Source organism: Halomonas cerina (genome assembly GCF_014192215.1).
In the GTDB taxonomy this organism is placed as follows: domain Bacteria; phylum Pseudomonadota; class Gammaproteobacteria; order Pseudomonadales; family Halomonadaceae; genus Halomonas; species Halomonas cerina.
The window spans coordinates 38,616-59,647 of the sequence record NZ_JACHXP010000021.1 but is presented as its reverse complement, the minus strand read 5'-3'; the positions used below and the strand labels follow the sequence as shown (position 1 = coordinate 59,647).

Sequence of the window (21,032 nt, the reverse complement as noted above, 5' to 3'; positions counted from 1 at the left end):
GACCAATTCAGGTGGTCGCGGTGCGCAACCACTGCGTCAGCACTCGGTCCAGCAAGGGGGCCAGCCGGTCGAAGCGCCTAGGGTTGGCGACCATCTCCTGGCGAGTCTGGGCATGGGGGCTGGTCGCGCTGCCCGGTGGAAGCGACAGGTGATCGAGCATTGCGGACACGCTTCCGGGTGTCGCCTCCAGATGGCAGAGCAGCCCCACCACGCGACCGCCGTCCCAGGCGAAGCCCTGCAGCGGGCTGGCCTCGCTGCCGCCCAAGGGCAGGGCGTCCTCGGGCAGACCGAAGATCTCGCGATGCCACATGAAGGCCTCGAAGGTCTCCGGCAGATCGAAGGGACTGTCGGGGGCCAGGGTCACGTCGTGCCAGCCGGTCTCGGCATAGGTACCCCGGGACACCGGGGCTTCCAGGGCCTCGGCGATCAGCCGGGCACCGTAGCCGATGCCGAGCAAGGGCTTGCGGCCGTCCAGGGCCTGATCGATCAGCTTGCGCTCGCGGCGCTCCCAGGCGGGGGCGTCGCCCGCGTGGCCACCGTCGAGGACGATCAGGGCGTCGCCGTCGGCCAGCCGTGGCGGCAGCTCGCCCTGATCCAGGTGAAAGACCGTATGGCTGTGCCCCATGCTGGTGAGCCAGTCGGCGAGCCGGGCCGGGCCTTGGTGCGGGCTATGCTGAAGCAGATGAAGATGCATGTGACACCTCGCCTGTGTCATTGGGTAACGCGGGAGCGGAAGGGTACATGAAGACCTCCCTCAAGGAACAGATACTCACCGTGCTGGCCGAGATCCCGCGGGGACGCGTGACCACTTATGGTCGCATCGCCGCCATGACCGAGGTTGGTACGCCGCGCCTGGTGGCCCGGGCACTGCGGGAACTGCCGCCCGGACACGGTCTGCCGTGGTTCCGTGTGATCACCGCCTCGCGCAAGCTGGCCGATCATCCCGGCACCGCGGAGCAGCGCCGCCGGCTGATCGAGGAGGGCGTGGCCTTCGACAACCGGGGTCGAGTGGCCAGCGAACGCCTCTGGCCCTAAGACCAATGAAACACGAGGAGATTTTATGAGCCACTCATCCGGCGGCTTCTTCCAGCGCCTGCAAGCGCTTTCGCCGCGTCGCCAGCAGGCCTTCATGGCGGCGCTGTGCGAGCGGCTCTTGCCCAACTACGCCCTCTATGCCGAGACCACCGGCCACGGCGAGGTGAAGGGACTGTACGCCGTGCTCGACCTGGTCTGGGAACGGCTGGCGGTGAAGGACGCCCGCATCGACTTCGACCGACAGGCCGAGAAGCTTGCGGCGCTGGAGCCACCGGCCGAGGACGACAGTTTCGGGGCGCGCCGGGCGCTGGAGGCGGTGGTGGCGGTGTCGGCGCTGCTCGATACCCTGCGCGGCGAGGCGCCGGAGGCGGTGCTGGAGGTCAGCAGGGCCTCCAAGGGAGGCGTACGCGCCTTTATCGAGCTGACCGAGGGAGAGGAGGATGCCACGCGGCTGGGTGAGCTGGTGCGCCGCCATCCGTTGATGGAAGACGAGAACGCCTTCCAGGATGCGGTGCTCGAGGCGGTGGAGGGGCATCTCGATCGTGAGGCCCTCAAGGCACTACGTCGGCTGGGTCGCAATGAAGGCGTCAGTAACCTGGGGCTCAACGCTGAGGCATAGGCGCGCGGCAGGGCGGCAACATGCAGGGCCCGCCATCCGGCGGGCTTCTGCGGTGTTGGCTGTGATCAGCCCCCGCTCACAGGCGCATCTCGATGCCGTGGGTGGCCATGTAGCGCTTGGCCTCAGGGATGGTGTACTCGCCAAAGTGGAAGATGCTAGCGGCCAGCACCGCGTCGGCACCGCCATCGACGATCCCGTCCACCAGGTGGTCGAGATTGCCGACGCCGCCGGAGGCGATGACCGGGACCGTTACCGCATCAGCGATAGCGCGGGTCATTCCCAGGTCGAAACCCTCTCGGGTGCCGTCGCGGTCCATGCTGGTCAACAGCAGTTCACCGGCGCCGAGTTCCACCATCTTCTTCGCCCACTCCACGGCGTCCAGGCCGGTGGGGCGGCGCCCGCCATGGGTGAAGATCTCCCAGCGAGGCGGCTCTCCCTCCTTGGCGACCTGCTTGGCGTCGATGGCCACCACGATGCACTGGCTGCCGAAGCGCTCGGCGGCCTCGTGAACGAAGTCCGGGTTGGTGACGGCAGCGGTATTGATCGAGACCTTGTCGGCCCCGGCATTGAGCATGGTACGGATGTCGTCGCAGGTGCGGATGCCGCCGCCCACGGTCAGTGGAATGAACACCTCGCCGGCGATGCGCTCGACCATCTCCACGGTGGTGTCGCGGTCCTCGTGGCTCGCCGTGATGTCGAGGAAGGTGATCTCGTCGGCGCCCTGCTGGTTGTAGCGCTGGGCGATTTCCACCGGGTCGCCGGCGTCGCGGATGCCGATGAAGTTGACGCCCTTGACCACCCGGCCGGCGTCGACGTCGAGACACGGAATGATGCGCTTGGCCAGTCCCATGGATCAGCTCCTCGCCGGTTGCTGGGTGGAGGTGAGTTCGTCGCACAGGGCCTGGGCCTCGGCCACGTCCAGGCTGCCTTCGTAGATGGCGCGTCCGGTGATGGCGCCCAGTATCCCCGGCTCCCCGGTGGCGACCAGGGCGCGCAGGTCGTCGAGGTCGGTGACCCCACCGGAGGCAATCACCGGCAGGCCGCCTTCGCGGGCCAGTTCGGCGGTGGCCTCGACGTTGACGCCGCCCATCATGCCGTCGCGGGCGATGTCGGTGTAGACGATGCTCGAGACGCCATCATCGGCAAAGCGCTTGGCCAGATCCACCGCTTTTACCGTCGAGACCTCGGCCCAGCCGTCGGTGGCAACGAAGCCATCTTGGGCATCGAGGCCGACGATCACGTGACCGGGAAAAGCGCGGCACATCTCGGTGACGAAGGTCGGCTCCTTGACCGCCTGGGTACCGATGATCACGTAGGAGACTCCGGCGTCGAGATAATGCTCGATGGTGGTCGCCGAGCGGATACCGCCGCCGATCTGGATCGGCAGGCCGGGGTAAGCCCGGGCGATCGCCGTGACCGCATCAAAGTTGACCGGCACGCCCTCGAAGGCGCCGTTAAGATCGACCAGGTGCAGGCGGCGGGCGCCGGCCTCGACCCAGCGCGCGGCCATGGCCACGGGATCGTCACCGTAGGTGGTGGCATCGTCCATCCGGCCCTGCTTGAGGCGGACGCACGTGCCGTCCTTGAGATCGATGGCGGGAATCACCAGCATGTCATTGTCCTCGGTTGGCGCGGCGTCGAGCGCCGGGTAAAGAAAGGGTGGTGCGCGGTGGGCGCCCGGTTGTCGAGTCCGGCGCTGATGCTTAGGGCATCCACTGCACGAAGTTCTCGAGCAGCCTGAGGCCGGCGCGGGAGCTCTTCTCCGGATGGAACTGCACGGCGAAGGTCGCATCGCGCCCCACCGCCACGTGGGCGGTGACCCGACCATAGTCGGTGGTGCCGAGGACATGGGCATCGTCGGCGGCCTCGGCGTAGTAGCCGTGCACGAAGTAGAAGTGCTCGTCCTGGTCGATACCGGCCCACAGCGGGTGCTCATGGTGCTGGTGCACCAGGTTCCAGCCCATGTGAGGGACCTTCAGGCGCCGTCCCCGCGCGTCCTGCATGTCGGTCGGGAAGCGCCTCACCTGGCCGGGCAAAAAGCCCAGGCAGTCGATGCCGCCGTTCTCCTCGCTGCGGTCGAACAGCATCTGCTGGCCGACGCAGATCCCCAGCAGTGGCTTAGCCTGCTGGGCCAGCAGTTCCTCCACCAGGCCGCGCAGCTCGGTGCGCTCCAACTCGCCCATGCAGTCACGGATGGCACCCTGGCCCGGCAGGACCAGGCGCGTCGCGCCACGGATGCGACGGGCATCCCGGGTCACGATTACGTTCTCATGGGTGACGTGCTCCAGTGCCTTGGCAACGGAATGCAGGTTGCCCATTCCGTAGTCGATGACGGCAATGGTCATGGGGCGCTCCTCGTGTGTCGGTCGGCGGCGTCAAAGACTGCCCTTGGTGGACGGCATCTGGCCGGCCATGCGCGGGTCCGGGGCCACGGCCATGCGCAGCGCGCGGCCGAAGGCCTTGAAGATGGTTTCCGCCTGGTGGTGGGCATTGAAGCCCTTCAGGTTGTCGATGTGCAGGGTGACCCGGGCGTGGTTGACGAAGCCTTGAAAGAACTCCCAGAACAGTTGGGTATCCAGGCGGCCGATGCTGGCGCGGGTGAACTCGACGTCCATGAACAGGCCCGGGCGGCCGGAGAAGTCTACCACGACCCGTGACAGGGCCTCGTCCAGGGGGACATAGGCGTGGCCGTAGCGATAGATGCCGCGTTTATCGCCGATGGCTTGGTGGAAGGCCTGGCCCAGGGTGATCCCGAGGTCCTCCACGGTGTGGTGGTCGTCGATATGCAGGTCGCCCTCGGCCGCGATGTCCAGGTCGATCAGACCGTGGCGGGCCACCTGGTCGAGCATGTGATCCAGGAAGGGAACGCCGGTCTCACAGGCCAGGCGGCCCTCGCCATCGAGGTTCACGGTGACGGTGATCCGGGTTTCCTGGGTGTTGCGGGTGACCGTCGCGATACGCTCGGACATGTCGGGTCTCCAGCGCCGTGGCGCATGTAAGGGTGAGGCCTGTGGCTCGTCTCAAAGGGGCATGACGAGCGGAGGGGCAGGGGCGAGGCCTGCCGCAGCGAGGCGACCATTATAGTGAAACGCCACCCCCATCCGCTACAATGCGGCCACACCCGTGCTGGCGATCTTGCCACCACGGCGTCAGGGAGAACCTCGCATGCCGGTGACGCTTCACCATGTCGACCAGGCCACCTGGGATAAGGACGCCCAGGCGCGTACCGATCTGATGCGCATCTATACCGATGCCCCCCCCGAGCGCCTGCCGAGACCCGCGGAAGAGTTCATCCGTGAGCATCTGGGCGCCAACCATTTCTTCAGCTGCGCCCGCTTCAACGACCGCCTGCTGGGTGCCGTGGCGGTACGTGCCGAGGGCCAGGCCTGGTGGCTGTCGCACCTTTGCGTGCGCCGCAACACCCGTCGCCGCGGTGTCGGCTCGCGCCTGCTGGCGTTGACCAGCGAGGCGGCTCGCGCTTCTGGCGCCCGGCTGCGGGTGGTCTCCTCGCAACTGCCCATGCCGGATCAGATGCTACTGTCTCGCCTGGGCTACCGGCTGACCCCGGCCGGCGACTACTTCGAGCTCGAGTTGCCACCGAAGAAGGACGGGCCGCCATGAAGCGACTGTTGCGCACCCTGCTGGCGGCGATCGGTGTGCTCGGCCTGGTAATGGTCGGGGCGGTGGTCTATGTCACCACCTTCGTTGATCCTAATGACCTCAAGCCGCGACTGGTCGAGGTGGTCCGCGAGCACAGTGGCCTCGAGCTGGCCCTGGAGGGGCCCCTTGCCTGGTCCTTCTACCCGCGGCTGGGGGTGAGCGTCGAGGCCGCCGAGGCCCACCTGCCCACCCAGGAAACCGAGGCGGCGCCCTTTGCGGCGTTCGATCATGCCGAGGTCAGCCTCGCCTTCGCCCCGCTGCTGCGTGGCGAGATCGCCATCGATGGACTGACCCTCGACGGGGTGGTGCTCAATCTGGCGCGTAATGCTCAGGGAGAAGGCAACTGGCAGGTGCTCCTCGAGCGGCTGGGCGAACGGGGTGAGCAGGCCGAAGCCGTGCTGGCCCCGGCCAGTGCCGGTGCCAACCCCGAGGCACCCGGCGCGAGCGGTCTGCCGGTGGCGCTGAACATCGCCAGTGTCGAGGTGCGCAATGGCGAGGTGTATTATCGCGACGTGCCGGCCGACCGCGAACTGCTCATCGAGCAACTGGCGATCACCGGGAGCAACGTCAACCCCCGTCGGGCCTTCCCCCTCTCTACGGCCTTCCGTCTGGTCATGCACGATACGCTAGATGGGCGGGAGAAGGGCCTGGATCCGGCCATCGCCAGCGACATGACGCTGGATGCCAGGATGCAGCTGGGGCTCGTGGAGGGCCGACACGTGCTCTCGGACCTGTCGCTGAAGACCAGCACCCTGCTGGAGAATGGGGAGGAAGCCCAGGAGGCTTCCCTAGTGGCGAAAGAGCTCGCGGTCGATCTCAAGGCACAGCAGCTGCGGCTCGATGGCGGTACCCTGGAGGCCAGCCTGCTGCACCCGCAGCTGGGCGACAAGCGCCTGCCGCTGACGCTGAGCCTTTTGATGGAGGCCGACCTGGCCGAGCAGACCGCGCAGCTGCGCGAGCTGTCCCTGACCGGTCCCGACGGGCTCGATCTGAGCGGCAACCTCGGCCTGGAGCAACTAGGCGCGGCCCCCCGCTACAGCGGTCAGGTGCGCCTGGCCCCGCTCTCGCTGAGGCCCTGGCTGGTACGCCTGCGCATGATGCCGACCATGGCCGGCACCACTGCCCTCTCCCAGGTGGCCCTGACCAGCCCGGTCAGCGGTGACCTTTCGGCCATCGAGCTGGATGGCCTGACCCTGGCGCTGGACGACAGCACCCTGACCGGGCGGTTGGCGGCGGGCTTCGATGGTCGTCGACTGGCGATCGACCTACAGGGGGATCGCCTGAATCTCGATGCCTACCTGCCCCCACGGGATGCGGCCCGGGACGGCGCCTCGGCCCGGCTGCCGGGCGTGGGACGTGCCTGGGCCGAGGAGGATAAGGCCCCCTTGGTGCCGGCCTCCTGGCTGGCCGAGCTCGACCTGGACGCCCATCTGGCGCTGGGTGAGCTGCGTCTGACGGGGCTGGCCTTCCAGGACGTCGACCTGAGTCTCGAAGGACGCGATGGTCGCCACCGGTTGACTGCCTTCGAGGCGGGCTTCCACGAGGGCCGCCTGGCGGCCACCGGCGAGCTCGATGTGCGCCAGGCGCCGCTGCGCTGGCAGCTCTCGCCGACGCTGTCGCGGATCCGCCTGGCCTCGCTGCTGGAGACCCTCAGTGACGAGCCTGCTCCGCTGAGCGGTCGCTTCAGCGGTAAGGGACGTCTAGAGGCCCGGGGCAACCGCCTGGGCGAACTGACGCGCTCGCTGAACGGGCGACTGACCTCGCGCCTCGATGAGGGCGCGATCGTCGGGACCAACGTCTCCCGGGAACTGTGCACCGCCGTGGCGACCCTAGAGGGAGAGGCCACCCGTCGTGACTGGGCCCCGGACACCCGCTTCGAGCGCGCGGAGGCGAGCTTCGACCTCCGCGACGGTGTGGCCTACAACGAGGACCTTACGGTCATCCTGCCGGGTATCGAGATCGGCGGTAGCGGACAGCTCGACCTGGTCAGTGAGCGTTTCGAACTGAGCGCCGCTGCCCGGCTGGTCGGTGGCGTGGATGCCGCCTGCGAGGTCAACCCGCGGCTGGCACGCGTGCCTTTCCCGGTCCGCTGCGAAGGCCAGCTGGACGGTGACCGGGCCGAATGGTGCCGCTTCGACCGCGACGCCTTCCAAGCCACGCTGGTGGAGCAGCTGCGGGCCGAGGCCGGCCGGCGCGCCGGCGAAGAGGTCGAGAAGCAACTCGACGACGCCGTGCAAAAGCTCGAAGAGAAACTTGGTGACAAGGCTGGGAGTGAACTTCGTGGCGCCCTGGAGGGTCTCTTCAAGTGAGCATCGAGTAATGCCAGTCCCTGCGCCGACCTGACCGTCGGCGCTTTTTTATGTGTTGTCTTCCCGGAGTACGCCATGAAGGAGATGCCGGTCCCCATCCTGGCACCCTACCTCTTCCAGCAGCGCCTGCTGGCCTGGTTCGCTGACCATGGTCGGCACGAACTGCCCTGGCAGCAGGCGCGTACCCCCTACCGGGTCTGGGTCTCGGAAATCATGCTGCAGCAGACTCAGGTCACCACGGTGATTCCCTACTTCGAGCGCTTCATGGCCCGCTTTCCCGACGTGCAGGCCCTGGCCGAGGCCAGTCAGGATGAAGTGCTGCACCTGTGGACCGGGCTTGGCTACTACGCCCGCGGCCGCAACCTGCACAAGGCGGCGCGGGTCGTGATGGACGAGCATGGTGGCGCGTTCCCGGTGCATAGCCTCGAGGCCATGGCCGCCCTGCCAGGCATCGGGCGCTCCACCGCGGGTGCGGTGATTGCCCAGAGCACCGGAGAGCGGGCGGTGATCCTCGATGGCAACGTCAAGCGGGTGCTGACACGCCTGCATGCCGTGGCGGGCTGGCCCGGGAGGCCGGCCGTGGAGCGCCGGCTGTGGGCCCTGGCCGAGCACTACACGCCGCATGCGCAGGTGGTGGATTTCACCCAGGCGATGATGGACCTCGGCGCGACCCTGTGTCGACGCGGGAGCCCCGACTGTGGCCGCTGCCCCTTCCGTGACGTCTGCGTGGCCCATGCCCGCGGCGAGGAGAAACGTTTCCCCGAGTCGAAGCCGAAGAAGGCCCTGCCGACCCGCGAGACCCTCATGTTGCTGCTGCAGGACGACAAGGGCCGGGTGCTGCTGGAGCAGCGCCCCCCCAGCGGGCTATGGGGCGGACTCTGGAGTTTGCCCCAGTTCGACGACCATGGCGACCTCGAGGGCTGGCTGGACGTGCATGCCCCCGGCGCCGAGCTGGCCCCGGCCCGTTCCCCTTTCACCCATGTGTTCAGCCACTTCCGGCTCGAGATCACCCCGCAGCCGGCACGAGTCACCCGGCTGGATGCGGTGAGCGAGCAGCGGCGCTGGGTCGAGCCCGGGCGCCCCGACGGCATCGGGCTGGCGGCCCCGGTGAAGGGCTTGCTGGAATCCCTGGCGCCCTTCACCCTGTCTGCCCCCCAGGGTCCCCGACCCGATTCCCAGGAGGAGGAGTCCCCCATGAGCCAGACCGTGTTCTGTCGCAAGTACCAGCAGGAGCTCGAGGCCCTGCCGTTCCCGCCGCTGCCCGGCAAGAAGGGCCAGGAGATCCAGGCCAGCGTTTCCCGGCAAGCCTGGGAGGAATGGCAGGCGCTGCAGACGCGCCTGATCAACGAGAAACACCTCAACATGCTCGACCCGGCCTCCCGGGAGTACCTGATGGAGCAGATGGAGCGCTTCCTCGACAACCGCGAGACCGACCAGGCCGAGGGCTACGTGCCCCGCGGCGAGTGATCGGCCAGGTGCCGTCGGCTTGCCGCCATCCTTCTGAAACGGAAGGGGTTGACGCCGGCGGCGCCTTGGGGTTTAATACGCACCGTTGGCAAGGGGCCAGATAGCTCAGTTGGTAGAGCAGGGGATTGAAAATCCCCGTGTCGGCGGTTCGATTCCGTCTCTGGCCACCACATTGCTGGGGTATCGCCAAGTGGTAAGGCACCGGTTTTTGGTATCGGCATTCGCAGGTTCGAATCCTGCTACCCCAGCCACGCCAACCCAGTTTCCTTCTGCATCTCGACCCGCGGGTCGGTAGCGCGCCGGCATAGCTCAGTTGGTAGAGCAACTGACTTGTAATCAGTAGGTCCCGGGTTCGACTCCTGGTGCCGGCACCATCGAGACCTCCGGGAAATCAAAGCGTTGCAGAACACAAGAGGCCGCCCATCGAGGCGGTTTTTTTGTATGCGTACAATTTGACGTAAAATCTTTGATCAGCTTCCTCATTGCTACAGCTCCTCAGGCTACTTCACATTACGCCTCGGAATGTGGTCTCCTAACCAACGTGAGATCCTGGTTGCCTGTGCGTTCTATGTAAAACAATGGGTTGCAGGCCTGGCCGACAACACCTAACCATTATGGTTGATCTATGGCAGAAGAGTCGCCACACTACCCTACAGAGGTGGTTCGAGAGCTGGTGAGGCAAAGGAAATGCAATTTTGCCAGGAATGCTTATCGCGAAGCAGAGGATCTCGGATACGCGGGTGAAGAGAAGTATTTACTTTTGGAAGAGCTTTCTGAGAGTGATTATCGTTACAGCGTAGACTTTTCTTCTGATCGGCCGGATATAAAAATGGATGTTTATTTTGTCAGGAGGAGGTCCCGCTTAAACCCTGAGTATATGTGTGACATTTATGTGAAGATTCTGGTCACCCCTCTCAGTGAAGCGGTGATAAGTATTGAAAATGCCGAGCACGTTAGTGTTCGGTCATTTCATCTCGAAAGAGGTGGGAGACTATGAGTAAGCAATGTGTTATTTGTGCTGCCGAGTGCGGCATAATTGAAGTGGAGGAGAAGTTTCTCCACAAAGGCGCTTATTTGTCTGTTCCGGGTATTAAATATTACAAGTGCTCTTCTTGTGAGGAAGAGTTCGTTGACTATGCCCTGGATAAAGAGAACTCTTTCCTTGTCAATGAAAAGAAAAAGCAAGCTGAAGGAAGAAGAACCGCTGGTGAAGTTTTTCGTCTGAGGAAGCGCTTTGGGATTTCTCAAGCTGATGCTGCCAAGGTCTTTGGGGGTGGTGCAAACGCTTTTTCAAAATATGAGCGAGGTGAAGTGACACAAAGTGCAGCTATGGATAAGCTGATGAGTGTCGCAGAAGATATACCAGGTGTTATGGAATATCTGTGCGAGAAAGAAGGCGTGGAGTATTCGCGTGAAGTTAAGAAAGCCTCTAAGAGGGGGCTTGCCTCTGCATCACCAATAGAAGATCTTTGTGCGAAGTTTTCTGCAGGGAGTGCTATGTGGGGGACTTCGCTGAGGAAAGTTCGGAAGACTTACGCGGAAGTGTCAGTTGTTAGTGCTCTAAAGGTGGCAGAGTCAGTCGATGAAGATGCTAAATATAGAGTCTTTGTCTATGGAGTTTCAAGCGCTCTGAATGAGCTTTCAACTCCTAGGATCAAGGAGTTAAGTTCAGATGAAGAGTTGTATCGCTGTGGGTTTGATTCTGAGCCGGATGCTGAGTTAGAGATGAGGCACTGAATATGAATACTGATCTCATCCATGAGGTTTTGAATGATCTATCAATCATGGATGTTTATATTGTTGATTTTAGTTTCAAGCCTCATGGGGATTACTATCCTCGTTATCTCCCTGAGGAAGACTCATTGGGGTTTCAGGATAAGTTGGCCATAAGTTCAAAAACAATATCTGTGGGCGAAGATGGTGAAGAGCAATATATATTTTTGACTGAAGCATCGTTAGGTAAAAGAGTTGTTGTGATGAAGGATGGTGAGGACTCTCCGCTCTTCTCTATAGAGGCTACCTTCAGAGCTGAGTACCTGATGAGCCGGCCTGATTTAAACAAGGATGCACTCAAAGAGTTTGCAACACATAATGGGTTGCATGCGATTTGGCCATTTTGGAGACAGTTTGTTTACGATATGATGCCAAGGCTCAGGCTTCCAATCCCAGAGATACCGCTTCGGGAGCCACTTTACAAGAAAAAGCAGTCTGAAGCTTAACTTGATGGAGGTACTACTGGGATGCTCAAGTCGTAAACATCCATCATTCCCGCTGATCTATGTCCGCTGGCATCTTGCTTCTCGTGGCGGGTGCCCACGGTATCAGTAATTCCCTTCCTTTTGAGATCGTGCATGCTGAAGCGCTCGTCTTCGGTGATGATCTCGGCCTCCATAGCCCGGCGGATGAAGCGCTGCCAGGCGCTGTCGAAGGATGACTTTCGCAGCGCGTCGCCGGAGCGGGAGACGATCAGCGGGCGGCGATCCGGCAGCATGGGTACCGCTCGGCTCCGGCGATTCCAGATCTCGGCGCGGCGATCGACGGCAGCTTGCCAGGCGGCACGCAGGCGAGGCGTCCAGGCGACGATGTTGTTCCGACTGCCCTTGCGACGATTGGTAAGCAGGCCCTCGGGGCGGGCGTTGGCGTCGGTAAGGGTGATGACTTCGATCCCCCGCAAGCGGCACAGATAGGCAAGTTCCATGACGATCCACAAGTAGGTGGGGCAGCTTCCTTTCTGGCCGCGCCGTGGGTAGTCGTTGCCGGTGGCCTGGGCGTGGGCGATCAGCTTGGCCATTATCGGGCTCTCGGGTAGCCGGCGCCGCTCGCGTTCCTTGGCGTGCTCGACGCCGTGGGCCGGGTTGTCGTCGCAGTAGCCGCGGTTCCGGCCCCAGCGGAACAGGCGCCCCAGGTAGCGCAACACGGCGTTGGCCTTGCTGGGGGTGCCTTCGTCGGCGATGCGATCGACCAGTCGCTGGACGACGGCGGAGGTGATCCGCTTGGTGGCCAGGTCACCGAAGGGTATGCCGAGCCGCGTGGGCTGCTCGAGCAGCACAGCGGCGGCGTAGTCGTACCCTTCCCGGGTCTTGGCGGCGAGCTGCTTGAACTGGCTGCTGTCGTGGAACTGCTGGCTGAGCCAGCGTAGCTTGTGCCGATCGGTGTGGCTCAGGTCATCGGCGAGCTGGTGCAGCTCGGCGAGGGTGGCCCGGGCGGTGGCGATGTTCTTGCGACGCCGGCGGTCGCCTTCCTGATAGATGGTGTACCAATTCCCACGGCCGCGGTGGTCGAAGTAGATGCCGTCGGGCAGCTTGGCCTGGTCGATGTGCCGGGGGATGTGAGGGTTGTGGCCGCGCTTGCGGCCACGCTTGGCGGGTGGGCTCATAGGATGCTGGCGTCGTAGCGTTCGTCGTTCTGTGCGTGGGGCGTGAGGCCTCCGGCCTGGTTGACCAGGTCGATGGTGGTCCAGGGGCCGAGCCGGCCCCGGAACACCTTCACTCCCTGCTCGACCAGGCAGCGCTCGATGTCGGCGGCGCGCTGGTACCCGGTGATCTCGCGGAGATCCTCGCAGGATAGTACGTTCGGGCTAGCCATGGCGTGGCGACTCCTTGGCGGTAATGCCCCGCGGTGGCTGCCAGCCAGTGGGGGCGAAGTCGCAAGTCTTCATGACGCCTCCCTTGCCGAGTGAGCGGCATATTGCGCAGATATGCGGTGAATGGCCGGTGTCTGAGCGTGATGTTGCTCAACATGGTTCGCCCTGGCGATGGCGGCCATGGGCAGAGGACTGACGCTGTTGCCGACCATCCGGGTCTGGGCCGTGGCCGTGAAGCGCCGGCCGTCGTGGCCGTGATCGATGACGTAGGTGTCGGGGAAGCCCTGGGCGCGGTACAGCTCCCGGGGCTTGAGCATGCGCAGGGCGATGTCGACGATCACGTAGGGCGTGCCCTGGATGGTGACGGTGACCAAGGCCAGGCGATCGCGGGTGGTGATGGTGTCCAGCGGAGCACGCAGGTCGCGCGGTTCGCCTTTGCCGTAGTAGTTGATCAGAAAGGCGACGCGCAGGGCACCGGCCTTCTGGTCTTGAGTGAGCGGGGCCGCCAGGCTGGCCGTGACCAACTGCTGCTGGGTACCGCGGCCGGTGATGGTGCTGAGAGGATCGCGGGCGTCTCGGCCGGCGCCGTCGTAGAAGCCGCCGTTCATTTGGGCCATGAAGGCCGTGACCAGGGCATGCTTGCCGCCGCCGGCGACCACCGTCCCGAGGGGCTGGCGGATGTCCAGCGCGCGGGGGGACTGGCCGGGACGCTCGCCATAGCCGGTCTGCACCAGGGTGGCGGTGGCCAGGGCGAACGTGCCGCCCCGTGGCCAGGCCGTAATGGTGCGCAGCGGTTCGTCGATCGGGTGCACGGCCACGCCGGTCCCGCCGTAGTTGGCGATGGGCACGATGAAGGGATCGCCGCTGTCGAGGACGAACTTCTGCACGCCCTTGGCGATCCGCCGCAACGTGTTCTCCGCCAGCGGGCGGGGCCGGTCGAAGATCGAGCGGGTGGGGATCGACCAGTCGATGCACTCGGCGGCCGATCGCCGGGGCTTCTGGCCACGCTTGGGGCGCTGGTGGTGCGTGGACTCCGGCCAGACGATCGGGCGGCCGTCGCATCGGGCGATCAGGAACAGGCGTTCGCGGGTAGTCGGGGCGCCATAGTCGCAGGCGCGCAGGGTGCGCCACTGCACGGCATAGCCCAGGCGGTGCAGGCCGTCGACGAAGTGTCGCCAGTTGTGGCCGCGGCGGCGTCGATCTGGTACCAGGAACTGCTGCTCGAGCGGCACGCGCTCGCCGGGTTCAGCCACGCGGTAGATCTTGCGGCCGGTGCGCGGGCAGGTCACCTGGTCCATGGTCACCACGCGGCCAGTGGCCTTGCAGCGCTTGGCCACCAGCGGCGACCACTGGAGGATCTGCTCGACGTTCTCCAGAGTGATTACCCGAGGCCGTTTCTTGCCGGCCCACTTGTGGACGACCCACGATAGCGAGCGGATCGCCCGCTTGCGTGGCTGACCGCCGCGGGCCTGGCTGTGGTGGGTACAGTCCGGGCTGGCGTGGAAGTGACCGACCGGCCGCCCCTTGCAGGCGGCGACCGGGTCGACCTCGTAGACGTCGGAGAGGTGATGCTCGGCGCCTGGGTGGTTCACCTGGTGCATGCTGATGGCGTCGGCGTCGTGGTTGATGGCCACGTGCACCGGGCGATTGAGGCCCATCTCCAGGCCGGTGCTTGCCCCGCCGCCACCGGCGAACAGGTCGACGTTGATCTCGCCCTCGAAGTCGATGGCGAACTGGGTGCGCCAGGCGAGGTTGGTGGGAGGGTTGGCGCTCATGCGGCGTCCTCCCTCAGCGCCCGTTCCAGCATGCTGACGATGGTCAGGCCGGGCGCGGCCGGCAGGTTGTCCCCGGCATACAGCCGTGCCTGCTGGACGGCACCGGTCAGGCGATCGAGCCGGGCCTCTTGCTCGTGCAGCTCGCCCAGGATCTGGTGCAGGCGGCGCACGGCGCGGTTCCACCCGTCGCCCACGTAGACGTCGGGCTCAGGCTCCGGCAGGTCGTCGCACGCGGCCAGCGCCTCCTCGATGTCGTCGCAGTCCTGCTTGGGCACTGTGTAGCAGTCCTCTTCGACGTGGTGGCAGGTGTCGTCTGCCCGGAAGTGCGTGGCGCGGGCTATGTTGCCGAGCAGCTCGACCAGCACGTGGGCCTCATCGGTTCGGGTCTTGTGGCTCATCCCTCACCTCCCTGCCGCTCGGCGGCCCGGTCCAGCCGCTCGATCTCGGCGAGGATCAGCGCGCCGGCCTTCACCAGGTTGCGGCGGGGGTGATCGGGGCTGGGCTTCCACCACTTGGCAGGCCAGGGCCAAATGGCCGGGCACTTGTTTGTGCCGTCGACGATGCCGGAACTCTGATAGGCATAGCTGGCGGCCGCGTAGGACAGTTCACCGTGCACGTACTGGTCATCTCGCTCGCGGCTGAACCCCTCGGTGGAGAGCTGCCGCATGCGCTCGCGGTAGACGTCGATATAGGAGCCACTGTAGGGGCTGGACGGCCCGGCGAAGGTGGCGTCGGCGCACAGCAGAAGCTGGGCGAAGACGGTCTTGGCGCGCACGGCGACGCTGATGATGTCGCCGTCTTCGTTCTCGTCGCGATAGACCTCGGTGAAGCCGGCGGGGTGCGGGAATTCGAGCGAGGCGATATAGGCCTGGGGGTCGTTGGCGAAGGCGTCCACGACGTCATCGTCGTCGACGGCCGGGTCGATCGGGGCCTCGATGGCGTGGATATTGACCTCGAATCCGAACGGCTCAATCACTTCATTGATGGGCCGTTCCTCGAACAAGGGGTGGTCGAACAGCTGATGGTTGTGCATGTGGTGTGCTCCCGTGCGTGGTGGTGAGCCCCGCCGCCGTGGTGGGCAGCGGCTGGGCGGTGGTGTGTCAGGCCGCGAAGTCGCGGAACAGGCACCCGGCGAGCCTGCCGGGCGAGGTGGCGAGGATCGCCTCGGCGCGCTGCCTTCGCTCCGCCGGTGAGTGGGGCGACACGCGCCGGCGAGCTGCCGAGCTCGCGGCTTTCTTGGCGGCCCGGGCGCGGGCGCTGTGGGGCGGCTCGACCAGGGCGGCGCCGCGCTTGCCGCTGCGGTACCGCATGCTGAGGGTGCTCAGCGGCAAGTCGTAGCGGTCGGAGAGCGTGGCCAGGGAGACGAGCTCCCGGGTACGCGGGTCAGTGCCCACGGTGGTCAGGAACACGCCCTTGACGGTCGACGAGCTCCCGGGTACGCGGGTCAGTGGTGAGGATCTTGCCCATGATGGTGTCCCTCAGTGCCAGATCAGCCAGCCCAGCGCCAGACCGGCGCTGAGTGCATAGCCGAGCTGGAGGTATTCGCCGAGCAGGCCGATCAGTTCCATGGTTTACCTCGTCGGGTTACTTGCTGAAGTTGCCGAGCAGCACGCGGACGGTGTCCGGGTGCAGCTGCTGCTCGAGCACCGCCTTGAACTCCTTGGCGATCTCTTCCTGGATGCCCTCGAGGCCCATGATCCGCAGCTTGATGCGCGGCTTGCTGTCGTCGGTGAGGATCGACACGCGCAGGTCGAAGGTGCGCAGGCGCAGGCCTTCATAGGGCAGGCAGGCGAAGCGGATGAACGCCGGGGTATCGTCGCCGGCGCTGGCGTCCATGGCATCGAGCCCGGTGCGCCGGGCGTTCCAGTCGCCTTCCTCGTGGGTACGCTCGGAGGTGGCCTTCACCTCGATGCGGCGGACCAGGTTGGCCAGCTGCTTGGCGCTGAGCTCCTTGCCCTGGCTGCTCTCGCCGGTGATGTGGGCGTGCCAGTCCTCGATCCAGTGCGCGAGATCCTTCTGGCCGAAGGCGCGGTCGTGGGCCTGCAGGCAGGCGGCATAGGGCGCGGTGCGCTGGAGCTTGAGCCGGGCGCGGTGCTCGCCGTGGCCGGCGGCCTCGGCGCTGCCCAGGTCGAAGAAGGCGAGGGCGTCCATGTCGTCGGTGTCGACGAACACCTGGGCGACAGCCTGGGCGTTGACGTAGGCGGCGTAGTCCTCGATGGAGCTGGTGGAGAAGGTGCCCCGGAAACGGCTGGGGGTGTCCTGGTAGCGCTCGAGCGATTCCAGCGAGTAGCCGTTCGGGACCAGCATGGTCGGCACGTCGGTGCCCGGGGCGCCGATCTGGCTGGCGGCGACGAGGGCTTCGATCTTCTCGATGGTGTTGGCGTCCATGTGTCAGTTCCTGTGATCGTGTGGTGGTTGGTGTGCGTGGGTGGGGGTGTGGGCGCGCTCAGGCGCCCTGGGTGGAGCCCTGCCCCTGGGGCTCGAACTCGAATTTGCCCTGGTTCTCGGGGAACAGCGTGAGCTTGCCGCCGCGGCCGACATACAGCGGCGTCTTGGTGGTGTTCTCCTCGCTGCGCTTGCCCTTGGCGGTGGGCACCGTGTAGCTGAGCTTGTGGGAGCAGTCGACCTGCGAGCTGTCGGCGATCTGCTTGAGGTCCAGGGTGACGGTGACTTTGCCCGCCTTGCCGGTCTGGACGACGCCGGCGGCGGCATCGCTCAGGGCGCGGCCGAGCTTCTCGCGGAACACGCCGGCATCCAGGTCGTCGAGCAGGGCGTTGACGTCGGTGGTGGGTTGATCACTCATGGTGTGCATCCTCTGTCGTGGTGGTTGGCCCGGTGGGCCGGTCAGTCCGCGGTGCCGGTGGGCGCGCGGAAATCGGTGGTCGGGATCGCGTCGACGAAGGCGCGGTTGAGCCGGGCATGCTGGCGATCCGGCAGCGCCTGGGCGCGTTCGATGGCGGCGGCCCGGCTGCGGTGCTCGATGTAGGCGGCCAGCTGGTAGAGGCAGACGAAGCGCCTCGTCTTGTGGCTGTCGTCCAGGGTGACCACGGGCAGCGGGATCTCGCCGCTGTTCAACGCCCGGCGGAAGGTGTGCTCGTTGCGGTTGCGGAAGTAGCGCTGCCGCACGTCCTCGATCGGGATCAGCACGTCGCCGAACTCGCGATAGAGCAGGGCGACGGTGCTGACCGGCTCGGCCTCGTCGAGCCAGGCCGGCATCTCCGCGCGCGGCTCAGCCCTGGGCATCGTTGGCGGCCTCCCGGTGGGTGACGACATCTCGGCCGAGGCGGTGGGCGATGTACATCAGCCCGCGCTCGGTCACCAGTGTCTTGCCGTAGGGGCGGGGCTGGCCCATGCCCACGTGCTGGTATTCGCGCAGCTCGACGACCAGGCGCCCGGTGCTGGTGTGGGCGCGGGTGGCCAGGTTGTTCTGGTCGAGCATGCCGAGCTCGCGCAGCTGCTGGCACAGGGTGGTGCGGCCGGTGCCGAGCAGGCTGGCGGCCTGCTGCAGGGTGTAGCGCTTCATGATGCGGCCCTCATGTCGATGATCTCGTCGATGGTCAGCGTCAGGCGGGCGTTGAGCTCGTCGAGGTCGCCGCCGTTGGTGACCACGCGGTCCTGCCGGGCGAGCGGGATGCCGGCCTCGCTGCGATGGCTGCGCACGGGCTCGGTGCCGGGGCGGTAGAGGTGGATCAGCGTGCCGCCATGGGCGCGCAGCCACTCGGCCTCCTGGGGGAAGCGGACGTCGCTGATCACGGCGCCCTGGTAGGCGTCGCCCTCGATGTCCTCGAGCTGGGCCAGGCGCTGCTGGGCCACGCGGACCCAGAAGTCCTGGGCGACCTGGTCGCGGCCCCACTCGGTGCCCAGCGTCTGCATCAGCTCGCGGGGGCTCTTGCCCAGCCAGGCCAGCGGCTCCTCCTTGAGCTCGCCATTCAGGTGCCGGTCGTCCAGGTCGAGCATGGCGCCCAGGGCGTCCTTGAGCGGGTCGGCGAAGTTGAGCCGGGCCAGGCCGTAGCGGTCGGCGATGATGCGCTGGGCGGTGCTCTTGCCGCAGCGGGCCGGGCCGGCGAGGCCGATCAGTAGCTTGATGGTCATGAGGTCCTCCGATCGCGGTGTTCGAGCCAGGCGCCCAGCAGGCAGATGGGCAGGATGAAGAGAGCCAGCGTCAGGAGCAGGCCGCCCATCACGGCAAGGCCGATGGCCTGCTCGCTGGCGTCGAGCGGCAGCAGGTCCACCAGCGCCTGGGCGACGGTGCGGAAGGGATCGAGCAGGGCGGCGATCATGCGGCACCTCCCGGGGGAAGCAGCAGGCTCTCCAGGTTGGTGATCAGATCGGCCAGTTCCCCCGTGGCAGTGCGGTAAGTCATGCGCGCCTTGGTGCCGGGCAGGTAGATATGCGCGAGCTCGGTACCGCGGAAGCTGTCGTCACCGCCCTGGTGCTTGCTGAGGTGGGCACGGGGCGTCAGCCGCACGCTGAGTTCGTGGGTGCCGCCCGAGTATTGGCAGGTCGCGACCAACTCGGGGTGGTGCAGCGTGATGTCGATGCAGATGTCCTGAATACGCGAGATCAGGACGCGGTGTTCCCTGGTGAGCTGGCTCATGCCGCACCTCCTGGCTGGGCCAGGCAGTGGACAGGAGCAACCAGCGGCATCAGTCGGATGGTTCGGGTGGTGGGGTCGGTGAAGGCCAGCCGGCCTGTGGCGACTTCGATGTCGCGCACGGCCTGGGGGCTGGTGGCGGCTGCCGGGTGCAGGTACACCCGGGCCTGGGTCGAAAGAGTGGTGTGCATCGTGCTTTCCTCTTACTCGTGGTGGGCGAGTAAGAAGCAGCATCGTACCATAACGGTATTATGTCAATACCAATAGGGTATATTTTCGCCCTCGTTTGCTTTGTAGAGCGACCCGCCGCTTGACATAGAGTACGATATGGCTTGTATTCATACCGCATGAATCATGTTTTTTTGTACAGTATCTCGCGTGGCCGCTATGAGTGACATCGAATGGACGGAGCAGACTTGGAACCCGGTGACGGGATGCACCAAGGTCTCTCCAGGCTGCAAGCATTGCTACGCCGAAGTGATGGCGGGGCGGCTACAGGCCATGGGGGCTCGTGGGTATGAGAACGGCTTCGCGCTCTCATTGATGCCCGAGCGCCTCGAACAACCTCTCAAGCGCAAGAGGCCGACCACCTACTTCGTGAACAGCATGAGTGATCTGTTCCACGAAGGCGTGCCTGACTACTACATAGAGCAGGTCCTCGACGTAGTGAAAAAAACTCCTCGCCACACCTATCAGGTGCTTACCAAGCGAGCTGCAAGGTTACCGGACTTCTTCTCAAGCCGTGATGTGCCTAAGAATCTTTGGCTGGGGGTGTCGGTTGAGGATCAGAAGTATGGCGTGCCAAGAATCGAACACCTTCGGCAGGTTGAGGCAGCCGTCCGCTTCCTCAGCGCTGAGCCACTACTTGAGGATCTGGGGGACTTGGACCTGGCTGGTATCCACTGGGTGATTGTGGGCGGAGAGTCCGGAAAGGGAGCTAGGCCAATGCGTCCTGAGTGGGCTGATAGCATCCGGCGTCAGTGTGAGGAGCAGGGGGTGGCCTTCTTCTTCAAACAGTGGGGAGGATGGGGCCAGGATGGCAAGAAGCGAAGCAAGAAGGCCAATGGTCGTGAGCTCGGGGGTAGGGTCTATGACAACTATCCTTTGATCCCCTCTATTACCGTCGCTTGAGAATATGGTTTATACCTCTTTGGGCAAGTCCGATGGCTTTTTCTGAGTCATTGGACATCGCAAAGTACAAGTTGAATAGTAGAGAATTGTTGGTGTTGTAGAATGGCACTGGATAAGGGTGGACGTACTTGAAGATCTCGTTCAGCTTGGAGGTGACGAACATATCGAGCGCTCGTGTTCCGGACTCCCTTGTCAGCTTCTCCTCAACGGGTTCGCCAAACAAGTCGGTTTCCTGTGTAGCCTGGCTAGCCTGGTAGATGGTCTGCTCCCACTCATTGCCGCCAAAGAGCTTGTTTAAGCGGTTCCGCCACCCATCCTGAATTTTTGAGTGTTCACGAGGGGTCTGTCTTATGACGGCGCTTACTGGAAACCAAATCCAGACGTCATTTCCGCGAATGCTTGATATCAGCTTCAGTGATTCCCAGTCGAGCTGGCATCCAAAGGGGTCAATAAAAAACACCGCTCTTTCGCCTCGGCGTTGAAGCAGTTCGCCACAAACGTTTCGGATCATAGTGTTGGCATCGGCGGCGCTGATGCTGACGTTGCGGCCGGTATGTTGGTTCACAATTGCTTCGAGTCGAGCTCGTCGCTCTGCGTTCGGCTCGTTGAAGTGATATTTGTAAAAAGGATTGTTTACGCCAAGCGAGATGGCTGCAGAGCCTTCGATCGGCTCGCTGGTTATCAGCTCTCCGGCGGAGTCGATCGTTCCTGTGCCTGAGAAGGGGTCAACGTAATGAAGGTTGAAATTCTGGTTCTTTAGTGCTGTTGAATAAAAGTCGAGATAACGCTTGAGGATGTCCAGCTTTTTGGCGGTCCAAGCTCCGCCGAATTGGTGGTTGTCTGTCACGGCAAGCTCCCT

The 21,032-nt window shown here is 64.7% G+C and carries 29 protein-coding genes, 3 tRNA genes and 1 pseudogene; 13 read left to right on the top strand and 20 right to left on the bottom strand.

Annotated features, from left to right (window positions below):
• Positions 1 to 7 precede the first annotated feature (7 nt).
• Positions 8 to 694 (bottom strand): type 1 glutamine amidotransferase, encoded by a 687-nt coding sequence (locus tag FHR94_RS16745; RefSeq protein ID WP_183327401.1) that lies wholly within the window; start codon positions 692 to 694, stop codon positions 8 to 10.
• 47 nt (positions 695 to 741) lie between these two features.
• Here FHR94_RS16745 and FHR94_RS16740 point away from each other — a divergent pair, with 47 nt between their 5' ends.
• Together FHR94_RS16740 and FHR94_RS16735 are read left to right on the top strand one after the other, a co-directional pair.
• Positions 742 to 1,035, top strand: coding sequence for an MGMT family protein (locus FHR94_RS16740; RefSeq protein WP_183327399.1), 294 nt, complete (start codon positions 742 to 744; stop codon positions 1,033 to 1,035).
• Positions 1,036 to 1,060: 25 nt separating this feature from the next.
• Positions 1,061 to 1,654, top strand: coding sequence for a YjaG family protein (locus FHR94_RS16735; protein WP_183327397.1), 594 nt, complete (start codon positions 1,061 to 1,063; stop codon positions 1,652 to 1,654).
• A gap of 76 nt (positions 1,655 to 1,730) precedes the next feature.
• On the opposite strand, the gene hisF is transcribed toward FHR94_RS16735, so the two are convergent.
• The 4 genes from hisF to hisB all read right to left on the bottom strand — a co-directional run bounded on the left by hisF (position 1,731) and on the right by hisB (position 4,623).
• A complete protein-coding gene (gene hisF / locus FHR94_RS16730; RefSeq protein WP_183327395.1) occupies positions 1,731 to 2,504 on the bottom strand; it encodes an imidazole glycerol phosphate synthase subunit HisF in 774 nt (257 codons plus the stop codon).
• Between the two features lie 3 nt (positions 2,505 to 2,507).
• Positions 2,508 to 3,266, bottom strand: coding sequence for a 1-(5-phosphoribosyl)-5-[(5-phosphoribosylamino)methylideneamino]imidazole-4-carboxamide isomerase (gene hisA, locus FHR94_RS16725; RefSeq protein WP_183327393.1), 759 nt, complete (start codon positions 3,264 to 3,266; stop codon positions 2,508 to 2,510).
• Between the two features lie 91 nt (positions 3,267 to 3,357).
• On the bottom strand, positions 3,358 to 3,999 hold the full coding sequence (gene hisH, locus FHR94_RS16720; protein WP_183327391.1) for an imidazole glycerol phosphate synthase subunit HisH: 642 nt from the start codon (positions 3,997 to 3,999) through the stop codon (positions 3,358 to 3,360).
• Between the two features lie 30 nt (positions 4,000 to 4,029).
• A complete protein-coding gene (gene hisB / locus FHR94_RS16715) occupies positions 4,030 to 4,623 on the bottom strand; it encodes an imidazoleglycerol-phosphate dehydratase HisB (RefSeq protein ID WP_183327389.1) in 594 nt (197 codons plus the stop codon).
• 196 nt (positions 4,624 to 4,819) lie between these two features.
• On the opposite strand from hisB, the gene FHR94_RS16710 reads away from it, so the two are divergent.
• The 10 genes and pseudogenes from FHR94_RS16710 to FHR94_RS16670 all read left to right on the top strand — a co-directional run bounded on the left by FHR94_RS16710 (position 4,820) and on the right by FHR94_RS16670 (position 11,309).
• Positions 4,820 to 5,275, top strand: coding sequence for an acetyl-CoA sensor PanZ family protein (locus tag FHR94_RS16710; protein ID WP_183327387.1), 456 nt, complete (start codon positions 4,820 to 4,822; stop codon positions 5,273 to 5,275).
• Positions 5,272 to 7,623: an AsmA family protein gene (locus FHR94_RS16705; protein WP_183327385.1), complete on the top strand. Its 2,352-nt coding sequence runs from the start codon at positions 5,272 to 5,274 to the stop codon at positions 7,621 to 7,623. The genes FHR94_RS16710 and FHR94_RS16705 overlap by 4 nt, the downstream gene beginning before the upstream one ends.
• A gap of 75 nt (positions 7,624 to 7,698) precedes the next feature.
• A pseudogene (mutY, locus tag FHR94_RS16700) lies at positions 7,699 to 8,787 on the top strand (A/G-specific adenine glycosylase); the annotation flags it as partial.
• 30 nt (positions 8,788 to 8,817) lie between these two features.
• Entirely contained in the window at positions 8,818 to 9,090 is a 273-nt protein-coding gene (locus FHR94_RS19530; protein ID WP_221188519.1) for an oxidative damage protection protein, read from the top strand.
• Positions 9,091 to 9,184: 94 nt separating this feature from the next.
• Positions 9,185 to 9,260 (top strand) — tRNA-Phe (locus tag FHR94_RS16695).
• A 6-nt stretch (positions 9,261 to 9,266) separates the two neighbouring features.
• Positions 9,267 to 9,341, top strand: a tRNA-Gln gene (locus FHR94_RS16690).
• 47 nt (positions 9,342 to 9,388) lie between these two features.
• Positions 9,389 to 9,464: transfer RNA gene (locus FHR94_RS16685), tRNA-Thr, on the top strand.
• 251 nt (positions 9,465 to 9,715) lie between these two features.
• Positions 9,716 to 10,087 (top strand): type II toxin-antitoxin system MqsR family toxin, encoded by a 372-nt coding sequence (locus FHR94_RS16680; RefSeq protein WP_183327381.1) that lies wholly within the window; start codon positions 9,716 to 9,718, stop codon positions 10,085 to 10,087.
• Complete coding sequence (locus FHR94_RS16675) at positions 10,084 to 10,827, top strand: type II toxin-antitoxin system MqsA family antitoxin (RefSeq protein WP_183327379.1); 744 nt, start codon at positions 10,084 to 10,086, stop codon at positions 10,825 to 10,827. The genes FHR94_RS16680 and FHR94_RS16675 overlap by 4 nt, the downstream gene beginning before the upstream one ends.
• A gap of 2 nt (positions 10,828 to 10,829) precedes the next feature.
• On the top strand, positions 10,830 to 11,309 hold the full coding sequence (locus FHR94_RS16670; RefSeq protein WP_183327377.1) for a hypothetical protein: 480 nt from the start codon (positions 10,830 to 10,832) through the stop codon (positions 11,307 to 11,309).
• Here FHR94_RS16670 and FHR94_RS19730 read toward each other — a convergent pair.
• The 14 genes from FHR94_RS19730 to FHR94_RS16600 form a co-directional block, all read right to left on the bottom strand.
• Complete coding sequence (locus tag FHR94_RS19730; RefSeq protein ID WP_183327375.1) at positions 11,306 to 12,466, bottom strand: site-specific integrase; 1,161 nt, start codon at positions 12,464 to 12,466, stop codon at positions 11,306 to 11,308. The two genes, FHR94_RS16670 and FHR94_RS19730, sit on opposite strands and share 4 nt — an antisense overlap.
• Positions 12,463 to 12,675: a DUF4224 domain-containing protein gene (locus tag FHR94_RS16660; RefSeq protein ID WP_183327373.1), complete on the bottom strand. Its 213-nt coding sequence runs from the start codon at positions 12,673 to 12,675 to the stop codon at positions 12,463 to 12,465. Before FHR94_RS16660 ends, FHR94_RS19730 begins: the two co-directional genes overlap by 4 nt.
• Before the next feature lie 69 nt (positions 12,676 to 12,744).
• Entirely contained in the window at positions 12,745 to 14,448 is a 1,704-nt protein-coding gene (locus FHR94_RS16655; RefSeq protein WP_183327371.1) for a DNA cytosine methyltransferase, read from the bottom strand.
• Positions 14,445 to 14,846: a hypothetical protein gene (locus tag FHR94_RS16650; protein ID WP_183327370.1), complete on the bottom strand. Its 402-nt coding sequence runs from the start codon at positions 14,844 to 14,846 to the stop codon at positions 14,445 to 14,447. The genes FHR94_RS16655 and FHR94_RS16650 overlap by 4 nt, the downstream gene beginning before the upstream one ends.
• The gene (locus tag FHR94_RS16645; protein WP_183327368.1) at positions 14,843 to 15,481 is read right to left on the bottom strand and encodes a hypothetical protein; all 639 of its coding nucleotides are present in this window, start codon (positions 15,479 to 15,481) and stop codon (positions 14,843 to 14,845) included. Before FHR94_RS16645 ends, FHR94_RS16650 begins: the two co-directional genes overlap by 4 nt.
• Positions 15,482 to 15,548: 67 nt before the next feature.
• The gene (locus FHR94_RS16640; RefSeq protein WP_183327366.1) at positions 15,549 to 15,857 is read right to left on the bottom strand and encodes a hypothetical protein; all 309 of its coding nucleotides are present in this window, start codon (positions 15,855 to 15,857) and stop codon (positions 15,549 to 15,551) included.
• 175 nt (positions 15,858 to 16,032) lie between these two features.
• On the bottom strand, positions 16,033 to 16,836 hold the full coding sequence (locus FHR94_RS16635) for a DUF2303 family protein (RefSeq protein WP_183327364.1): 804 nt from the start codon (positions 16,834 to 16,836) through the stop codon (positions 16,033 to 16,035).
• A gap of 58 nt (positions 16,837 to 16,894) precedes the next feature.
• On the bottom strand, positions 16,895 to 17,251 hold the full coding sequence (locus tag FHR94_RS16630; protein WP_183327362.1) for a hypothetical protein: 357 nt from the start codon (positions 17,249 to 17,251) through the stop codon (positions 16,895 to 16,897).
• A 41-nt stretch (positions 17,252 to 17,292) separates the two neighbouring features.
• Positions 17,293 to 17,691 carry a pyocin activator PrtN family protein gene (locus FHR94_RS16625; protein ID WP_246390021.1) on the bottom strand — a complete coding sequence of 133 codons (399 nt, stop codon included), beginning with the start codon at positions 17,689 to 17,691 and terminating at the stop codon, positions 17,293 to 17,295.
• Entirely contained in the window at positions 17,678 to 17,971 is a 294-nt protein-coding gene (locus FHR94_RS16620; protein ID WP_183327360.1) for a phage antirepressor KilAC domain-containing protein, read from the bottom strand. The genes FHR94_RS16625 and FHR94_RS16620 overlap by 14 nt, the downstream gene beginning before the upstream one ends.
• Entirely contained in the window at positions 17,968 to 18,540 is a 573-nt protein-coding gene (locus FHR94_RS16615; protein ID WP_183327358.1) for a deoxynucleotide monophosphate kinase family protein, read from the bottom strand. The genes FHR94_RS16620 and FHR94_RS16615 overlap by 4 nt, the downstream gene beginning before the upstream one ends.
• The gene (locus tag FHR94_RS16610) at positions 18,537 to 18,728 is read right to left on the bottom strand and encodes a hypothetical protein (protein WP_183327356.1); all 192 of its coding nucleotides are present in this window, start codon (positions 18,726 to 18,728) and stop codon (positions 18,537 to 18,539) included. Before FHR94_RS16610 ends, FHR94_RS16615 begins: the two co-directional genes overlap by 4 nt.
• Positions 18,725 to 19,045 carry a hypothetical protein gene (locus FHR94_RS16605; protein WP_183327354.1) on the bottom strand — a complete coding sequence of 107 codons (321 nt, stop codon included), beginning with the start codon at positions 19,043 to 19,045 and terminating at the stop codon, positions 18,725 to 18,727. The genes FHR94_RS16610 and FHR94_RS16605 overlap by 4 nt, the downstream gene beginning before the upstream one ends.
• Complete coding sequence (locus tag FHR94_RS16600) at positions 19,042 to 19,233, bottom strand: hypothetical protein (RefSeq protein WP_183327352.1); 192 nt, start codon at positions 19,231 to 19,233, stop codon at positions 19,042 to 19,044. Before FHR94_RS16600 ends, FHR94_RS16605 begins: the two co-directional genes overlap by 4 nt.
• A gap of 196 nt (positions 19,234 to 19,429) precedes the next feature.
• On the opposite strand from FHR94_RS16600, the gene FHR94_RS16595 reads away from it, so the two are divergent.
• Positions 19,430 to 20,173, top strand: coding sequence for a DUF5131 family protein (locus FHR94_RS16595; RefSeq protein ID WP_221188517.1), 744 nt, complete (start codon positions 19,430 to 19,432; stop codon positions 20,171 to 20,173).
• Here the strand turns inward: FHR94_RS16595 and tcmP are convergent.
• Positions 20,160 to 21,020 (bottom strand): three-Cys-motif partner protein TcmP, encoded by an 861-nt coding sequence (tcmP, locus tag FHR94_RS16590; protein ID WP_183327348.1) that lies wholly within the window; start codon positions 21,018 to 21,020, stop codon positions 20,160 to 20,162. The genes FHR94_RS16595 and tcmP overlap by 14 nt on opposite strands.
• Positions 21,021 to 21,032: the final 12 nt, after the last annotated feature.

Excerpts from the sequence above, each read along its gene's own strand:
- FHR94_RS16705 (WP_183327385.1), top strand. The coding sequence starts at position 5,272 with ATGAAGCGACTGTTGCGCACCCTGCTGGCGGCGATCGGTGTGCTCGGC.
- FHR94_RS16660 (WP_183327373.1), bottom strand. The coding sequence starts at position 12,675 with ATGGCTAGCCCGAACGTACTATCCTGCGAGGATCTCCGCGAGATCACC.
- FHR94_RS19730 (WP_183327375.1), bottom strand. The coding sequence starts at position 12,466 with ATGAGCCCACCCGCCAAGCGTGGCCGCAAGCGCGGCCACAACCCTCAC.
- FHR94_RS16600 (WP_183327352.1), bottom strand. The coding sequence starts at position 19,233 with ATGCACACCACTCTTTCGACCCAGGCCCGGGTGTACCTGCACCCGGCA.
- FHR94_RS16615 (WP_183327358.1), bottom strand. The coding sequence starts at position 18,540 with ATGACCATCAAGCTACTGATCGGCCTCGCCGGCCCGGCCCGCTGCGGC.
- FHR94_RS16740 (WP_183327399.1), top strand. The coding sequence starts at position 742 with ATGAAGACCTCCCTCAAGGAACAGATACTCACCGTGCTGGCCGAGATC.
- FHR94_RS16655 (WP_183327371.1), bottom strand. The coding sequence starts at position 14,448 with ATGAGCGCCAACCCTCCCACCAACCTCGCCTGGCGCACCCAGTTCGCC.
- hisB (WP_183327389.1), bottom strand. The coding sequence starts at position 4,623 with ATGTCCGAGCGTATCGCGACGGTCACCCGCAACACCCAGGAAACCCGG.
- FHR94_RS16630 (WP_183327362.1), bottom strand. The coding sequence starts at position 17,251 with ATGAGTGATCAACCCACCACCGACGTCAACGCCCTGCTCGACGACCTG.
- FHR94_RS16610 (WP_183327356.1), bottom strand. The coding sequence starts at position 18,728 with ATGATCGCCGCCCTGCTCGATCCCTTCCGCACCGTCGCCCAGGCGCTG.
- hisF (WP_183327395.1), bottom strand. The coding sequence starts at position 2,504 with ATGGGACTGGCCAAGCGCATCATTCCGTGTCTCGACGTCGACGCCGGC.
- FHR94_RS16735 (WP_183327397.1), top strand. The coding sequence starts at position 1,061 with ATGAGCCACTCATCCGGCGGCTTCTTCCAGCGCCTGCAAGCGCTTTCG.
- hisH (WP_183327391.1), bottom strand. The coding sequence starts at position 3,999 with ATGACCATTGCCGTCATCGACTACGGAATGGGCAACCTGCATTCCGTT.
- FHR94_RS16680 (WP_183327381.1), top strand. The coding sequence starts at position 9,716 with ATGGCAGAAGAGTCGCCACACTACCCTACAGAGGTGGTTCGAGAGCTG.
- FHR94_RS16645 (WP_183327368.1), bottom strand. The coding sequence starts at position 15,481 with ATGCACAACCATCAGCTGTTCGACCACCCCTTGTTCGAGGAACGGCCC.
- FHR94_RS19530 (WP_221188519.1), top strand. The coding sequence starts at position 8,818 with ATGAGCCAGACCGTGTTCTGTCGCAAGTACCAGCAGGAGCTCGAGGCC.
- hisA (WP_183327393.1), bottom strand. The coding sequence starts at position 3,266 with ATGCTGGTGATTCCCGCCATCGATCTCAAGGACGGCACGTGCGTCCGC.
- FHR94_RS16635 (WP_183327364.1), bottom strand. The coding sequence starts at position 16,836 with ATGGACGCCAACACCATCGAGAAGATCGAAGCCCTCGTCGCCGCCAGC.
- FHR94_RS16605 (WP_183327354.1), bottom strand. The coding sequence starts at position 19,045 with ATGAGCCAGCTCACCAGGGAACACCGCGTCCTGATCTCGCGTATTCAG.
- FHR94_RS16595 (WP_221188517.1), top strand. The coding sequence starts at position 19,430 with ATGAGTGACATCGAATGGACGGAGCAGACTTGGAACCCGGTGACGGGA.
- FHR94_RS16745 (WP_183327401.1), bottom strand. The coding sequence starts at position 694 with ATGCATCTTCATCTGCTTCAGCATAGCCCGCACCAAGGCCCGGCCCGG.
- FHR94_RS16620 (WP_183327360.1), bottom strand. The coding sequence starts at position 17,971 with ATGAAGCGCTACACCCTGCAGCAGGCCGCCAGCCTGCTCGGCACCGGC.
- FHR94_RS16710 (WP_183327387.1), top strand. The coding sequence starts at position 4,820 with ATGCCGGTGACGCTTCACCATGTCGACCAGGCCACCTGGGATAAGGAC.
- FHR94_RS16670 (WP_183327377.1), top strand. The coding sequence starts at position 10,830 with ATGAATACTGATCTCATCCATGAGGTTTTGAATGATCTATCAATCATG.
- FHR94_RS16675 (WP_183327379.1), top strand. The coding sequence starts at position 10,084 with ATGAGTAAGCAATGTGTTATTTGTGCTGCCGAGTGCGGCATAATTGAA.
- FHR94_RS16650 (WP_183327370.1), bottom strand. The coding sequence starts at position 14,846 with ATGAGCCACAAGACCCGAACCGATGAGGCCCACGTGCTGGTCGAGCTG.
- FHR94_RS16625 (WP_246390021.1), bottom strand. The coding sequence starts at position 17,691 with ATGCCCAGGGCTGAGCCGCGCGCGGAGATGCCGGCCTGGCTCGACGAG.